This is a genomic window from Paraburkholderia sp. BR13439 (assembly GCF_040948805.1).
Lineage (GTDB): Bacteria > Pseudomonadota > Gammaproteobacteria > Burkholderiales > Burkholderiaceae > Paraburkholderia > Paraburkholderia youngii.
This window is the reverse complement of record NZ_JBFPKN010000016.1, coordinates 180,763-196,081: the sequence shown is the minus strand read 5'-3', so window position 1 is coordinate 196,081 and position 15,319 is coordinate 180,763. Positions and strand designations below refer to the sequence as shown.

The following is a 15,319-nucleotide window of genomic DNA, read 5'->3' as shown; positions in this document are numbered from 1 at the left end:
GCGCCGGCGTCGTCGACGGCTAGGTGCCGCTGCTTCTTCAATAGTGTTCACGTGTCCACCTATTTAAGTGAACACGATGCTCCCAAGACTTTCACCGTGACTCAAGATGGGATGACCGGGCGCTTACAAGAAGGCGGCCCAGTTGTGCGGTCATTAACGCCCTCCTTGTGTCAAATTATGTTTCGTTATTTCGCCGTGAAACCGTATCAGTTGTAGTTACGTCGATAGTTTGATGTTCGGTATTAAATGTTCCTTTGCTGGAGAATAAATGTTCGGTGTCGTTTTACGATTGTTCGGCATGGTGCCGTTGTCAGAGTACGGAGCGGGCCCGGTTACGGAAGTAGTTCGACGCGGCATACATGGGGCGACCAATATTGCAACTGGCGAGCCGTGCTTGCTGGTACTGCGGGCGGTTGGAACCACCTGCGGGGATCACGAACATTTGTTCGGCCTAAAACAGCACACTTGTCATCGACTTGCTGGCGGACTGCTAGCACAATAGTCTGTAGCTGCCCCTGATTCCAGCCCGGAGGCCTGTTATGGCGTCCTGTTCTCGAACATCAAGTGATTCTGACGCGCGCGAAAATGTCAGGGCCAGAACGCCAGTGGGCGTGAGTGAAACGATTCAGGAAATCGTGCGCCGCAGGTTCGCTGAATTCAGAAAATTTTTTGTCGGACCGGTTGCCGTTGCAGCACTCAGTGCTGAACAGAACCTCCTCGTCAAACGCAAGTTATTGCAATCGCTGTCCCGCCGGTCGGTATATTGGATCGCGCTTTTGTTGGTCGTAAGCCCGTTCTGGTTCATAGTTGGAGCCTGGACCAAAACGTCGGATATCTATCCATGGTTCCGTGTCGTCTGGATCATGGGACTCTGGGGGCTGGCCGCTCCTTTCGCAGCATACTTACTGAAAAAAACAATGATGCTCCCGAAGCACGCCGGCGTCAGCGCGGTCGGACAGCTACATTGGGCATGGGCTGCATTGGTCATGCTGACATCGTTCTGGTGGGCTGCGGCCAGCTTTGGGCTAATACCACCCACCTACGTGACCGGCGTGATCGTCCATAGCCACCACTTCAGATTTGCCAGGTATGGCTTCATGGAACTGACTATGATCGGCCAGGCAATTACGTTGCTGCTGCTCGCACCAAGTTTTCGTGCGGCTTTAGGTGCACTGCTGGTCGGCACGATCCCATTCGCATTTGACATGGCACCCGGGTTTTTTATTCACCGGCCGGGAATGTTTGACTGGTATACGGCTCAACTAATTGGCTATTGCGTCGTCGCCTGGTACATCTGCAACGATCAGCAACTCATATGTGTAAAAGAGGTTGTTCTCGAGGAAGCGCGAGCTCAGGCGGTAGCGGCAATGCTGGAAAAGAACCAGTTTATGGCTGCCATAAGCCATGACTTGCGCCAGCCGCTCACCACGCTCGGCCTGAAGTTAGGTTTTATCGAGCGATGCGTTAAATCGACCAGCCTGGCCGTAGACGTCTCAATTGCGCAAAGGCAGGTGGCTGCGATGGAAGGGATGATTAACGGGGCACTGGATATCTGCCGCCTCGAGTCCCGCACCTGGAATGTGGAAATTCAGGAGGTAGCGCTGACTTCCCTTTTACGCGGCATAGTTGCGGATATGCAGCCGCTGGCTGAGGCGAAGGGGCTGAGGTTAAGACTCCATAGTCGCCCCTATCTGGTCCGCACCGATCGACATGCGCTGGACAGGATCGTGCGAAATATGGTGACCAATGCGGTCCGTTACACGCCTTCCGGGCAGGGAGGAAAGAACGGACATGTTCTGGTGAGTTGCCAGAGGCGTGGCACCTGCGTAAGGATAAGCGTCTGGGACAACGGGATCGGTATCCCGGAAGGTAGACAGGCGGATATCTTCAAAAGCTATGTACAGGTCGACAATCCCGAAAGGAATCGCGATAAAGGGTTCGGACTGGGTCTGGCCATTGTCCAGGGGCTCGCGAACCTTCTTGGTCACAAACTGGATGTGAACTCGGCACCCGGGCGGGGATCGCGTTTTTCCGTGACGGTCCCCTTCGTGGAACGCATACCGCCGGAGTTGCTCGGCGAGGTTCAAACGGTTGAAGACGGCGAAGCGGACCTGACCGATATGGTCGTGGCGATCATCGAAGACAACAGCGACCTGAGAATCGAAATATCGATGCGCCTGATCGAGCATGGCTGCTACGTCGTGGCGGGGGAATCATCATCCGACGTCATCGAACAGTTGCGCATTGAAGCGCTGGCAAGTGGTCCTCACTTCATCCTCTCAGACTACCGGCTGGAAAACGAGGACGGTATTGCTGCGATTGCGGCGGTCCGCGCGGCTACCGACGCTTCGATCCCGGCGATCCTGTGGTCGGGGGACACCTCCTCAGCCGTGCTCAAAAAAGTCGCCGCCAGTGGCATGAAGCTTTTGTCGAAACCGGTTTCCGAACAGACGCTATTGACCTTACTTGCAGAATATAAGCCAAAAAAATTGACCGATGACGGGAGAAAGAGAGGGCAGGCAAACACGAAGCCAGCACAACGGAGCGAAGCTGCACCTGATTGCCGGCCTGTTATGGCTTCCTGTACTCGAACACCACGTGATTCTGACGCGAGCGAAACGCCGCCCCGGCCCAGAACATCACGGTTAGCGGATGAAAAGGCCCACTCAACCGGGCGCCGCAGATTCGCTGATTTTGTGAATCTTTTTGTGGGGCCTGTTGCAGCACTCAGTGCTGAGCAGAATCTCTACGTTAAACGCGAGTTATTGCAATCGCTGTCTAGGCGAGCGCTATGTTGGACCGCGCTGGTTTCGGTCGGAGCCTCGCTGCTGTGCGTGTATGGCTCGTGGATCAAAACGTCGGATAGCTATCTTTGGTTCCGCGTCGTCTGGCCCCTGGGACTATGGGGGGTGGCGACTCCCATGGCAGCATACTTACTGAAAAAGACCATGGCGCTCCCGAAGCACGCTGGCGTCAGCGCGGTCGAGCAGCTACATTGGGCATGGGCTGCATTGGTCACGCTGACATCGTTCTGGTGGGCAGCGGGTAGCTTTGGGCTAACCCCACCCGATTTCATCTCGCCCCAAGCTCGCTACGTCAAATTGGCCAGTTCTGGCTTCCTTGAGTACACGCTAATCAGCCATACATTTACCTTGCTGCTGCTCGCCCCCAGTCTTCGCGCAAATTTGGGTTCATTCGTGCTCGGCGCTATCCCGTTCGGATTTAGCCTTGGCCCCCCCCTGTTTATTCACCGGCCATTTATGCTGGTCTTTTATACGGCTCAACTAGTTGGCTATTGTGTACTCGCGTTTTTTGTTTTTTACAATGAGAAACACGCATATGTTAAAGAGATTATTCTCGATGAGGCGCGAGAGCGGGCTGAAGCGGCGAAGGAGGAGAAGAGCCTGCTTGTCGCTGCGATAAGTCATGACTTGCGCCAGCCGCTCACCACGCTCGGCCTGAAGTTAAGTTTCATTGAGCGGAGCATTGAAGCAACCAGGATGGTCGATGACGTCTCGATGGCGCAAAGGCAGGTGGATACGATGGAAGGGATGATTAACGGGGCACTGGATATCTGCCGCCTCGAGTCCCGCACCTGGAATGTGGAAATTCAGGAGGTAGCGCTGACTTCCCTTTTACGCGGCATAGTTGCGGATATGCAGCCGCTGGCTGAGGCGAAGGGGCTGAGACTACGACTCCATAGTCGCCCTTATCTGGTCCGTACGGATCGGCATGCGTTGGACCGGATCGTCCGAAATATGGTGATCAATGCGGTCCGTTACACGCCTTCCGGGCAGAGGGAAAAGAACGGACATGTTCTGGTGAGTTGCCAGAGGCGTGGCACCTGCGTAAGGATAAGCGTCTGGGACAACGGGATCGGTATCCCTGAAGATAGACAGGCGGACATCTTCAAAAGCTATGTACAGGTCGACAATCCCGAAAGGAATCGCGATAAAGGGTTCGGACTGGGTCTGGCCATTGTCCAGGGGCTCGCGAACCTTCTTGGTCACAAACTGGATGTGAACTCGGCACCCGGGCGGGGATCGCGTTTTTCCGTGACGGTCCCCTTCGTGGAACGCATACCGCCGGAGTTGCTCGGCGAGGTTCAAACGGTTGAAGACGGCGAAGCGGACCTGACCGATATGGTCGTGGCGATCATCGAAGACAACAGCGACCTGAGAATCGAAATATCGATGCGCCTGATCGAGCATGGCTGCTACGTCGTGGCGGGGGAATCCTCATCCGACGTGATCGAACAGTTGCGCATTGAAGCGCTGGCAAGTGGTCCTCACTTCATCCTCTCAGACTACCGGCTCGAAAACGAGGACGGTATTGCTGCGATTCTGGCGGTCCGCGCGGCTACCGACGCTTCGATCCCGGCGATCCTGTGGTCGGGCGACACCTCCTCAGCCGTGCTCAAAAAAGTCGCCGCCAGCGGCATGAAGCTTTTGTCGAAACCGGTTTCCGAACAGACCTTATTGACCTTACTTGCAAAACATAAGCCCCAGGAAAATCGGCCGAAGGCGGGTGCTAGTGTTCGCAGCGCAACATAAATCGCGGTATAGCAGAGATCTTCATGACGATCCCTTGTCTGGCCCGCTTCCACCGCCCAACTCGGCATTGACTCTAAGTGCCGCTTCTACGCGGTTTCTGACTCGAAGTTTGTCGTAGATAACACAGGATACCTGTCTGACATGTCCTTCGGTGACGTTAAGCTCTCTAGCGATCTGTTTCCCCGAGAGGCCACGTGCAATGCAACGCCCCACGTCCCACTCTCGAGGAGAAAGCCCAAGATGGTGCTCATTCCGGCTAGCTGACGGCGCTGGTGTCGAGCGGGCAAAGCGGAGCAGGACTTCTTCCGGAATCCAGAGTTCACCTCCCAGGATCCTGCTCAGTCCAATGAACATTTTTTTGTGCGCGCCTCCTTTCAACAGGATTCCCCGAGCGGCGTAGTCACGCATGCACATGCGCAAAATTTCAACTTCCTGATCGTTCCCGGGAGTGAGTCCTGTGCAGACGACCACGGGAACTTTAGATGGATTTCCCGCCTGGAAATGCTCAAGTGTCGCGGCGCCACGGTTCTCGTCATCCAGATTGAGATCCAGGAATACCAGATCGGGGGAAGGTGTCTTGTTGACTTCTTCAAGCGCGCGGGCAAGCGAAAAGACGGGCGTGACGTCGATTGGGGTTGCGCTCAGCTCCGAAGCGTGTGTTTGTAAATATTCGGAAAGAGCGACGCAAAGAAGTTCGTGGTCATCGACCCACAGGATTTTCATGGTCGCTTCTCCTCTTCGGACATCCGAGAAAAGCAATCGATCGCCGCTACGTTTGTCCGCAGCACTACTCTGACAGCGAGGTAAGTCGTATTGGGCTGCTCGACCTGGGACGTGCATCCCTGCAAGGAAAATGCTACTGATTTTACAGCGTCCGCGATCGCGAATGACATCATCGCAAAGCGCCCAAGGGTGAAACGGTCTTGCGAAGTATAGGCTCGCGAAACTATGCCAGCGATGATGCTTTGCACCATTCTTGCGTTTGGCGTGTCAGTACTGACTTGGGGCGCGTCATGCTGCCTGAGCAACCGAGGCTGGCCGGTGTGGTTTGGGACCGCCGCTACGTACCGCTAACTAGCTCGAACAACAAGACGCGTAGGCGCGGGCATTGCCATACCGTCCGCTACGCCGCGGCACCCCCGTGTGCACCGGTAACGCATTTTCTACATCATGTGGTGAACGGCAGACAGCGACTGGTCGGCTAGCGTCGATCCGGCCCACATCCGATATGGGTCAATTCGCTGACGAAGCGCGGGGCTTAGAATGGTCGCTGAATGACTGGACTGGCATCGGCAGCCACGCTGATGCTGCTCGATTCGCACGGCGCGAATCGCGGGCTGGAAGAGCGACCGACGTCACGGCCCTCAACGGTTCGCACCCATCTGCGTCATGTCTTCGTGAAGGCCGCCACGCGTGGCCAGTTTTGCCGGAAAGCTACGGGTTCCCAGGCGCATGCGATATCAAGCGCCCGATGAGTGAAGCGGCTACCAATGCCGCGCTTCGGCGACTTGGCTACGATGCGCGCACGGAGCTAACCGGCCGCCGCTTCCGGGCGATGGCGCGCACGATCCTGCATGAAGAACTGGAAGAGCCCTTTCCGTTTCTGCCTCAAGGCAGCGGAAGCTTGCTGTCATCGAGCCGGCGCGGAGGATTGGCTCCCCAACGTGCTCTTATCTGTTCCGGAGTCTCGGGAGGCCATTTCATGCCCATCCTGATGATGCGATCCCGGATTTCGACCAGCTTCCTGTAGGCCGGTGAATCAGGCGCGAAGGTATTAATGTCGTCCCAGATCCCTAATGGGAATGACTCGCCGTTAATGTTGTAGGTGTTGGGGTTTGCCCCATGATCCAGCAGGTAGTCAATCTGATCTAGTGCGCGATTTGCCAGCGCTTCATACAGCACTGAATTGCGCAACGAATCGCGTCGGTTCACATCCGCGCCACGCTCCACCAGCAGTTCGAGTGAGCCAGATGTCGACTCTCCTGCAACAAAGAAAATTAATGGATCTCCCTTGTAAACCAGATTGGGATCAACGCCCCCGTCCAGCATCGCACGCAGGAATTCCGGGTGCGAGCTGTTGAGTATGACCCCGAGGGGGCTGCCAAAATCCGGTACGGCCTGCAAGGGATCGGCCCCGGCCCTCAGCACCGCCGACGCAACCGCAAGCCGATGCGGGTCGCGCTGCAACGCCTCCTGAAACGCAAAAAACAGCATCGTCATGTTCTTGCGGCCAGGCGTGTTCAGGTCCGTCTTCGGTGCCAGTCGCGTGACCTGCTCCATGTCACCGCGCTCGATGGCCTGCGCCAGTTCGAGTTGCGGGCCGCTAAAGAAATCAGTGGCGGGAAATTTTTTCATTGCATGAACCACAGGGAATATCGCCAGTAACAGCACCGGCACGATAAGGATTCGGCTGAGTCTTTTCATCGCTTTCAGCCCCGTCATGACAGTGTTTCAAGTACGGAGATGTCCTCCGCCTTCTGCTGCTCGATGCCGTCAATGGCCTGCGTGATGAAGTGCCGCGACACGGGCGAGCCGCTGCCATACAGGGGATAGGGTGTACCGGCTGCACCGGGCAGGGGCGTCCACGTCTGTACCACGGTCAGAATGTCGCCGTTCACATGGTAGGCATTGATGTTCGATGGCGTAATCTGGCCGCCGTAGTGTTCGACCGTCTTCGGGTGCAGACCGGCGGCGTTGAAGCTCCAGCAGTCCTTGCCGCTAGCCAAAGAAGCGGCAGAACACAGACCGCCACCTAGCGAATGTCCGGCAATATCAATTGGCGCCTGTGTGCGGCGCATCTTCCATCCAATATCTACGGCCCGCCTATAGTAAGGCGATGTCATATCCACGCTCTGGTTGAAGTTGTTCGACCAGTCGCTCAGGCTCGTCATTGCGGTTCCCTTGAACGCGAGTGTCGGATTCATGTCGGCGCCGAAGATCGCCGCATCCGGTTCGTATAGCTGCGCCCTGAAGTTCGCGCCTTCGATTTCCAGGTCTATTGGCTTCAACCCGTACTGCCGTAGAAATCCCCTATCCCCGCTGCGGTTCGCCCACCCTTCGGGCACCGGCCCGGACGGCTCGTAGACATGATCGGAGAGTCTGGCCTTCTCCACCGCGACATTGTTGCGCGCGAGCCGTTCAGCCGCCGCCCGCACGCGCCCGGACATGGCCGCATTGCCCGTCGCAATCAGCGCCTTGCGGGTCTGCCACCGCTGCGCCTTGGTCAGTGCCTGTGGTATCTCGATGTGTGGCGGTGTCGCCCTGGCTGCGCGCGCAGCGGCTAACTGGGCTTGCCAGGTGGCCGGATCATACTCGACGGACCGAATGGGTTCGCCGTCCGGATGACTGCCGCTCCTCGCTACGGGATTCCTTAGCGGCGTGCTGCTGTAGGGTGACGGAAACAGGCCATTACGCGGACCTTTAACGGCAAGCAGTTTGCCCCGGCGAACCTCTTCGAGAAGAGCCACGATAACCCACCATCCATCGGTGTCGGGGTCACGGTGCCGCGCGCTATGGAAAAACAGCCAGCCACTCTTCTGGATGCGCCTGACCAGCTTCCGGTCCTCCTCCCACTCCCTGTGATTCAGTGCGGCAATCTCGAGAAACTCCCGGGTCTCCGCCCGGGCCCTCTGACGGTCTGCGGCCTTGCCAAGGCACGCCTTATAGTGCCGCTCGTCACAGATGACATAACAGGCACCCAGTGGCCGCTAGCAGAACAGCTCCACGGAGTGCATCTCAAATACGGACAGGGACATAGGTGTGTCGATGGTCTATCTGAAGCCGCTGCCGGTGTTGACAGCATTCAGATAATTACCGTGCGACAGGCAGTCCGTACATGGGCGACCGCCCAAAATGTCCGCCTTCCGAAGAAACAGAAAAGCCCCCGCAAGAACATGGAGGCTCTCCGCGCCCGCAGGCTCACGAACTTTGCATCCTGCTCCGCGAGCAGTTCTCTGATTCCCATTGCACCTTCATGCAAAGCCCTTATGAGGAGCCGCGCCACACCAGGATCGTTCATCCAGGCTGGTAAGCCCGCTCTCGCCATCCCACCTCTGACGGTGGAAAGTACCTTGCAACACAGAGTCCGTAAATGACGAGCGCCGCGACCGTATAAGACACAAACCGCGCCGCAAAGAACAGCAAGACCACGACGACCGCGACCAGCAGCATCTCCAGTTTCGGACCGAGCGCCGACAACTGCCCGTCGCGCGCTTCGAATGCGGTGCCCAGCAGAATCAGCAACGGGATCAACGCGAGCACCATGTGGATCGGCTCGAGGATCGGATAAGCCACGAGCATCGTCATCGAGGCGAGCGCGTAGTCGATGCGGCTGTCCCGATGGCGGCGAAACACCAGATACGCGGACAGCAGGCAGACAGCCAGCACCAACGCATGCGAGGCAATCGACAGCAACGTACCGGACATCGGCATGCCGAGCGTCGCCGATAGCGTCTGCAACGCGCCCCGCACGGCGTTGTTCATCGGCGCGCCGCCAGCGCTCATCGCCAGTGCCATGCCGTTCAGGCGCGGCATGTCCGACACGAAGTAGTGCCACAGAACGTCGAAGCCGAGGCGCGCTCCGGTAATCAGCGTCAAGGCAATCGCAACGACGCTCGCCATCACGAACGTCCGCCATTCGCGGCGCAGCAACAGCAGACCGGCGACGGCGAGAGGCGTGAGCTTGATCGCGATCGCGAAGCCGAGAAAGAGCCCAGCGGCGTAGCCTTTGCCACGCTCGATCAGCGCGAAGGTCGCAACCAGCAGGAAGAACAGCAGTTCGTTCGACTGGCCGTCGTAGGTATCTTCGACGAGCGGAAAGCTCAGCAGCGCGACCGCCACCAGCAGCAGGCTAACGCTGCGCTCCGAGCCGCGGTACGCCATCGTGACGACGAGATACAAAGCCAGCGCGAACAACACGATCGACGCACTCACCCAGACGATTTTGGCGGCGAGCGGCGTCAGCAGCGCGAGCGGCGCAAACACCAGCGCGAACTGCGGCGGGTAGGCGTAGAAGATGTCGTCGCCCGTCGAGCGCGCGCCGATGCCCTGCAAGAACGCGATCAGCGCGTCGTGATCGTACAGGCGCGCCGGGTCGTGCAGCACGACGTTGAATGCGTACAGGTAGAAATTGAAATCGCCGAAGGCGTCGGGGACGTCGCCACGAAACTTCGCGACGACGTGCAGGATGCGCAGCGCGAGGCAGGCTACCGCAATCAGCAGAAGGAGCGCGGCACCCGCGCCGAAGTTCGACCTGGTCCGTACCGCGCCTGCGTTGAACATGGTGTCTCTCCGCGCCGGCTTCGTGCCGGACGACCGGACAGAGATTACCGGTTCGCAAAAATCGATCTGTGCGCTCGCCCACACGGGAGCGACCTATGTGGGGAACTTCGCCGCGTGAAGATCAGCTCGCAATCCCCACGCTAGCGCGAGTCGCCTCGCGGCGCCGCTTGATCACGTAGCCGCCCCACATCAGCATGAGCCATGCCGGCACCAGCCAAACCGAGACCGACAAGCCCGGCGTCAGCGCCAGAATCACGAGGACCAGCGCCATGAACGCGAGGCAGATCCAATTGCTGAGCGGAAACCAGAACGAGCGGAACACCAGCGTCTCGCCCGCGGCCACCATCGCCTTGCGCGACTTCAGATGCGTGAGGCTGATCAGCGCCCAGTTCAACACCAGCGCCGCGACCACCAGCGACATCAGCAGACCGAGCGCTTCGGCCGGGATCACGTAGTTGATGATCACGCATGCGAACGTCGCGAGCGCGGACAGACCGATCGCCAGATACGGCACGCCGCGCCGGTCGACCTTCAGCAGCGCGCGCGGCGCGTTGCCCTGCTCGGCGAGACCGTACAGCATGCGGCTGTTCGCGTAGACGCCGCTGTTGTACACCGACAGCGCCGCGGTCAGCACGACCACGTTCAGCACGTTGGCAGTCAGTGACGAGCCCATCTGCGAGAAGATCATTACGAACGGGCTGCCGCCCGCCGCCACCTCGTTCCACGGATACAGCGACAGCAGCACCGCGAGCGAGCAGATATAGAAAATCAGGATCCGCAGGATCACCTGATTCACGGCCTTCGGGATGCTTTTCTGCGGCTCGGCGGCCTCGGCCGCCGTAATGCCGATCAGCTCCAGCCCGCCGAACGAGAACATGATCACAGCGAGCATCATGAACAGGCCGTGAAAGCCGTGCGGGAAAAAGCCGCCGTGACTCCACAGGTTCGCGACCGTCGCCTGCGGGCCGCCGTGACCGCTGATCAGCAGATAGCCGCCGAACACGATCATGCCGATCACAGCCGCGACCTTGATGATCGCGAACCAGAACTCGGTTTCGCCGTAGGCCTTCACGTTGGCGAGATTGATCGCGTTGATGATCGCGAAGCACACCAGCGCCGACAGCCATGTCGGCACGCCCGGCCACCAGTAATGCACGTAGGTGCCGACCGCGGTCAGCTCGGCCATGCTGACGAGCACATAGAGCACCCAGTAGTTCCAGCCCGACAGGAAGCCCGGGAAATCGCCCCAGTACTTGTATGCGAAGTGGCTGAACGAGCCGGCGACCGGCTCCTGCGCGACCATCTCGCCGAGTTGGCGCATGATCATGAACGCGATGACGCCGCCGATCGCGTAGCCTAGGATCATCGACGGACCCGCGGCCTGCAGCACGCTGGCGGAGCCGAGAAAGAGGCCGGTGCCGATCGCGCCACCCAGCGCGATCAACTGGATGTGACGATTCTTGAGCCCGCGCTTCAGGCCCTCTTGCTGCTTTGCACTATTCATTACGCCCTGCTGTGTGTAGATCGCTGCGTGTGGCCGCTGCGTGTAGAGCGCCGTCGAAGGCAGCGCTGTGGCCGATTGCATGGCCGGACAGCACGATCCGGTCCGGCAAAACCGATAATTTTACCCGACCGATATTTCTCTGACGTTCGTAGCCGCCCGGCTTCGTTGTGCGCCGCACTTAAGCGCGCGGATTGTGATTGTCACCGGGATGGCACGCGAGTATGTTGCCGGAGTCCACTTTTCAAGCTGCGGAGCTTCAACATGTTGCCCAAACGTCTGCTTTGCGCCGCTGTGTTGTGCCTCTGTTTCGCGGGCGTCGGTACGCCCGCGCTTGCGCAAACGGCGGCCGCCCCCGCTACCGCCAGCACGCCGCCTGCCGCCGCGCTCGGCGGCCCGGTGCGCAACATCGTGCTCGTGCATGGCGCGTTCGTCGACGGCTCGAGCTGGAACGGCGTGGTCGCGAAGCTGCAGCAAAAGGGTTATCACGTGAGCTCCGTGCAGAACCCGCTGACGTCGCTCGCCGACGACGTTGCCGCGACCCGCCGTGTGCTCGATCGCGAGAACGGCCCGGTGCTGCTGGTCGGGCATTCGTGGGGCGGCGTCGTGATCACCGAGGTGGCCGCGAATGCGCCGAACGTCGCCGGGCTCGTGTATGTCGCCGCGCTTGCGCCGCAACTGCACGAATCGGCGATGGACGTGATGAAGGCCGGCGGGCCGATGCCGGCCGGCCAGAGCATCAGCAAGGACGCGAACGGTTTTTTGTGGCTCGACCGCGCGCGCTATCACGCCGACCTCGCCGCCGACGTGCCCGAGACCGTCACCCGCGTGCTCGCCGCCGCGCAGGTGCCAATCGCCGCGAGCGCATTCGACGAACCGGTCGATCAGGTCGGCTGGAAAGACAAACCATCGTGGTACGTGCTGACGACGAAAGACCGCGCGGTGTCGCCCGACTTGCAGAAAATGATCGCCGGGCGCATCGGCGCGAAGGTGGTGCTGGTCGCGTCGAGCCACCTCGCGCCGGTGTCGCATGCCGGAGCGGTGGCCGAGGCGATCGATCATGCGGCGCGCGAATTGAGCCGGCAGCAGCAGTAGGCCATCGCAATAAGCTGTCAGCGGCTCGGCGTGCCGCGGCTCAGCGCAACATGAACGACATCGCCGATAGACAGTTCAGCATCCGCACCGCATGCTCGGCCGACGCCGCGCTGAAACGCAACGTCACGCCATCGACACGCGTGAGCGTCGGCCATTGGCAGAACAGATCGGCAAGCCCGCTTGTTTGCACGCGCAGTTCGCAGTCGACTGCTCGCGGCTGCCCACGCGTCGCGGCCGGCGCGCGGCCCGCTTCGATATGCTGACGGACCACGTCGCGCGCGGCAGCCCGCAGCGCCTCGCGCACGCTCGCGGGCGACTGCGTGACGCCGCTTGCCTGACCGGTCGCGGTCTTCGTGACGACGAAACGCGCGCTGGGAAAACGCGGCGCGGTTTCCTCGGCGAACACGTCGTCACCCGATAAAAGCGCGACACGTGCGCCATATTCTTCAGCGAGCGCGCCGTACAGCCCCGCTTCGCCTAGCTCCACGCCATTTAACGCGACGCGCGCGAACGCGAAGCTGTTGATCGTGTGCGCGAGGATGCCGCGCGTTTGCGCCTTCGCGTGATAGCCGATCATGAAGACGAGTGCCGCACCGTATTCGAGCCCGGCCATCATGCCGAGCGTGCGCGGCTTGCCTAGTACGACCTGCGCGCGCGGATCGAGCAGATCGGGCAGCAGGTTGCGAAAGCCGCCGTGCGAATCGTTGACCCACACGTCGGTCGCGCCGCCCGCGAACGCGCCTTCGATGGCGGCGTTGGCTTCGAGCGTCATCCAGCGTCGCGCGGCTTCGTATTCGCCGTTGCCCGCGCGCGTCTGCTCGGCATGAAACACGCCGGCGATGCCTTCGATGTCGGTGGAGATCAGGACTTTCATCGCGCGGAATTCCTCAGCAGTTGGGCAAGATCGGGCACGCTGTCGCGCAGCGACAACCGCCGATGGCCGTCTCGACCGGTGACGGATTCGGCGCTCCACAATGCATCGACGATCGCCTGTTCGACGCTGGCGGCGCACGCGCGAAACAGCGGGTCCATACAATGATCGGCGACGAGCGGCGGCAGCGCGACGAAGTCCGCGCCGTGCGGCACCGTGTACGCGGTCGAAAACGCCAGCGCGATATCGCCGCTGCCGTGGCCGTACACCGAGCCGGTACGCGCGAGACCCGCCGCCGCGCGCAACGACAGGCGTTTCAATTGGCGCGCGTCGAGCGGTGCATCGGTCGCGACGATCATGATGATCGAGCCTTGCTCGGGTTTGTCGGTGGTTGCGCTGGCAGCAGCATTGGCAGCATTTGCCGCCTCAGCCGCAGCCGCGCGTTCGGCCAGCACGCGGCCGAGCGGCGTGCCGTCGATCGTCAGCATCGGCAGACGGCCGAAGTTGGCCAGCACGAGCGCACCGACGATGTAGTCACGGGCCGCCGCACTGACCACCCTTGACGCGGTGCCAATGCCGCCCTTCAGATCGAAACACGACATGCCGCGCCCCGCGCCGACCGCACCGCTCGCGACATCGGTACTCGCGGCATCGAACGCTTCGTTGAAATGCTGTTCGGTCACGGTGAGCGCCTGAATATCGTTCAGGTAGCCGTCGTTGCATTCGAACACGAGCGGATTAACGGTCGACCATTCGCGGCCGATGCGCGGATTCGCGCGAATCGCCGCGCGGATCTGCGCCTGCGCGAGCGTACCGACGCCGAATGTGTTGGTCAGCGCGATCGGCGTCTCCAGCGCGCCGAGTTCGTCGAGCTGCATGAGCCCGACGCTCTTGCCGAAGCCGTTGATCACCGACGCGGCGGCCGGCACCTTGTCGACGAACGGATCGCCGCGGTGCGGTCGGATCACGGTCACGCCGGTTTGCAACGCGCCTTCGGCAAGCGTGCAATGACCGACGCTGACGCCGTCCACGTCGGCGATCGTGCCGAGCGCTCCGGCCTGCAACGTGCCGATATGCGGCGCACGCTCAGCCGAGTGATGGCTACTCGTGCTCATGGCCGATCCAGCTTCGGATCGAGCGCATCGCGCAGACCGTCGCCGAGCAGGTTGAACGCGAGCACTGTCAGAAAAATAGCGAGGCTCGGAAACAGCGCGATATGCGGCGCGGTCACCATATCGGCGCGCGCTTCGTTGAGCATCGCGCCCCACTCCGGCGTCGGCGGCTGCGCGCCCAAGCCGAGGAACGACAGGCTCGCCGCCGTGATGATCGACGTGCCGATGCGCATCGTCAGATACACGACGACCGATGAAATCGTGCCCGGCAGAATATGCCGCACGATGATGGTCCAGTCCGACGCGCCGATGCTGCGCGCCGCCTCGATATAGGTGAGCTGTTTGAGCATCAGCGTATTGCCGCGCACGAGCCGCGCGAACGCCGGGATGCTGAAGATCGCCACCGCGCTGATCACGTTGATCATGCCGTTGCCGAGAATCGCGACCACGCCGATCGCGAGCAGAATGCCGGGAAACGCGAACAGCACATCGGCCACGCGCATCGTGATGCGATCCCACCAGCCCTCGTAGTACCCGGCAAGCAGACCGAAGAACGTGCCGATCACCGCGCCGATCGCAACGGACAGAAAGCCCGCTTCGAGCGAAATGCGCGAACCGACGAGGATGCGGCTGAAAATATCGCGGCCCAGCGAATCGACGCCGAACCAGTGCGCGGCCGACGGCCCCGCGTTCAGCGCGTCGTAGTCGAAGAAATTCTCGGGGTCGTACGGCACGATATGCGGCGCGATGATCGCGATCACGATCAAGAGCAGCACGAACACGCCGGCGGACAGCGCGACATGCTGCTTGCGGAACTTGCGCCAGAACTCGCTCCACGGCGTGCGGATCGCGCGTTCGGCGAGCCCGGGATTGGCCGCGTTCGGCCCGGTGGCAGTGGTGCTCATGC

10 protein-coding genes and 1 pseudogene are annotated in these 15,319 nt (G+C 60.6%); 3 read left to right on the top strand and 8 right to left on the bottom strand.

What is annotated here, in order from left to right; all coding sequences use genetic code 11:
• Positions 1 to 611: 611 nt before the first annotated feature.
• On the top strand, positions 612 to 4,553 hold the full coding sequence (locus AB3X96_RS28630) for an ATP-binding protein (RefSeq protein WP_368592364.1): 3,942 nt from the start codon (positions 612 to 614) through the stop codon (positions 4,551 to 4,553).
• Between the two features lie 21 nt (positions 4,554 to 4,574).
• Here AB3X96_RS28630 and AB3X96_RS28625 read toward each other — a convergent pair whose 3' ends face one another.
• Positions 4,575 to 5,276: a LuxR C-terminal-related transcriptional regulator gene (locus AB3X96_RS28625; RefSeq protein ID WP_368592363.1), complete on the bottom strand. Its 702-nt coding sequence runs from the start codon at positions 5,274 to 5,276 to the stop codon at positions 4,575 to 4,577.
• A gap of 712 nt (positions 5,277 to 5,988) precedes the next feature.
• Between AB3X96_RS28625 and AB3X96_RS28620 the strand changes: the two are divergent.
• A pseudogene (locus AB3X96_RS28620) lies at positions 5,989 to 6,144 on the top strand (integrase); the annotation flags it as partial.
• Positions 6,145 to 6,161: 17 nt separating this feature from the next.
• Here the strand turns inward: AB3X96_RS28620 and AB3X96_RS28615 are convergent.
• The 4 genes from AB3X96_RS28615 to AB3X96_RS28600 all read right to left on the bottom strand — a co-directional run bounded on the left by AB3X96_RS28615 (position 6,162) and on the right by AB3X96_RS28600 (position 11,337).
• On the bottom strand, positions 6,162 to 6,995 hold the full coding sequence (locus tag AB3X96_RS28615) for an ankyrin repeat domain-containing protein (protein ID WP_368592362.1): 834 nt from the start codon (positions 6,993 to 6,995) through the stop codon (positions 6,162 to 6,164).
• Complete coding sequence (locus AB3X96_RS28610) at positions 6,992 to 8,020, bottom strand: hypothetical protein (protein ID WP_368592361.1); 1,029 nt, start codon at positions 8,018 to 8,020, stop codon at positions 6,992 to 6,994. Before AB3X96_RS28610 ends, AB3X96_RS28615 begins: the two co-directional genes overlap by 4 nt.
• Before the next feature lie 547 nt (positions 8,021 to 8,567).
• On the bottom strand, positions 8,568 to 9,833 hold the full coding sequence (locus tag AB3X96_RS28605) for a glycosyltransferase family 87 protein (protein ID WP_368592360.1): 1,266 nt from the start codon (positions 9,831 to 9,833) through the stop codon (positions 8,568 to 8,570).
• A gap of 121 nt (positions 9,834 to 9,954) precedes the next feature.
• Positions 9,955 to 11,337 (bottom strand): amino acid permease, encoded by a 1,383-nt coding sequence (locus AB3X96_RS28600; protein ID WP_368592370.1) that lies wholly within the window; start codon positions 11,335 to 11,337, stop codon positions 9,955 to 9,957.
• 261 nt (positions 11,338 to 11,598) lie between these two features.
• Here AB3X96_RS28600 and AB3X96_RS28595 point away from each other — a divergent pair, with 261 nt between their 5' ends.
• The gene (locus tag AB3X96_RS28595) at positions 11,599 to 12,429 is read left to right on the top strand and encodes an alpha/beta fold hydrolase (RefSeq protein ID WP_368592359.1); all 831 of its coding nucleotides are present in this window, start codon (positions 11,599 to 11,601) and stop codon (positions 12,427 to 12,429) included.
• Between the two features lie 40 nt (positions 12,430 to 12,469).
• On the opposite strand, the gene AB3X96_RS28590 is transcribed toward AB3X96_RS28595, so the two are convergent.
• The 3 genes from AB3X96_RS28590 to gsiD are packed head-to-tail and all read right to left on the bottom strand — an operon-like array spanning position 12,470 to position 15,317.
• Entirely contained in the window at positions 12,470 to 13,303 is an 834-nt protein-coding gene (locus tag AB3X96_RS28590) for a M55 family metallopeptidase (protein ID WP_368592358.1), read from the bottom strand.
• The gene (locus tag AB3X96_RS28585) at positions 13,300 to 14,415 is read right to left on the bottom strand and encodes a P1 family peptidase (protein ID WP_368592357.1); all 1,116 of its coding nucleotides are present in this window, start codon (positions 14,413 to 14,415) and stop codon (positions 13,300 to 13,302) included. The genes AB3X96_RS28590 and AB3X96_RS28585 overlap by 4 nt, the downstream gene beginning before the upstream one ends.
• Entirely contained in the window at positions 14,412 to 15,317 is a 906-nt protein-coding gene (gene gsiD / locus AB3X96_RS28580; protein ID WP_368592356.1) for a glutathione ABC transporter permease GsiD, read from the bottom strand. Before gsiD ends, AB3X96_RS28585 begins: the two co-directional genes overlap by 4 nt.
• Between the last annotated feature and the right edge of the window lie 2 nt (positions 15,318 to 15,319).

What these genes read in the sequence shown, in the direction of transcription:
- gsiD (WP_368592356.1), bottom strand. Translation starts at nt 15,317, where the DNA reads ATGAGCACCACTGCCACCGGGCCGAACGCGGCCAATCCCGGGCTCGCC.
- AB3X96_RS28625 (WP_368592363.1), bottom strand. Translation starts at nt 5,276, where the DNA reads ATGAAAATCCTGTGGGTCGATGACCACGAACTTCTTTGCGTCGCTCTT.
- AB3X96_RS28595 (WP_368592359.1), top strand. Translation starts at nt 11,599, where the DNA reads ATGTTGCCCAAACGTCTGCTTTGCGCCGCTGTGTTGTGCCTCTGTTTC.
- AB3X96_RS28585 (WP_368592357.1), bottom strand. Translation starts at nt 14,415, where the DNA reads ATGAGCACGAGTAGCCATCACTCGGCTGAGCGTGCGCCGCATATCGGC.
- AB3X96_RS28590 (WP_368592358.1), bottom strand. Translation starts at nt 13,303, where the DNA reads ATGAAAGTCCTGATCTCCACCGACATCGAAGGCATCGCCGGCGTGTTT.
- AB3X96_RS28605 (WP_368592360.1), bottom strand. Translation starts at nt 9,833, where the DNA reads ATGTTCAACGCAGGCGCGGTACGGACCAGGTCGAACTTCGGCGCGGGT.
- AB3X96_RS28615 (WP_368592362.1), bottom strand. Translation starts at nt 6,995, where the DNA reads ATGACGGGGCTGAAAGCGATGAAAAGACTCAGCCGAATCCTTATCGTG.
- AB3X96_RS28600 (WP_368592370.1), bottom strand. Translation starts at nt 11,337, where the DNA reads ATGAATAGTGCAAAGCAGCAAGAGGGCCTGAAGCGCGGGCTCAAGAAT.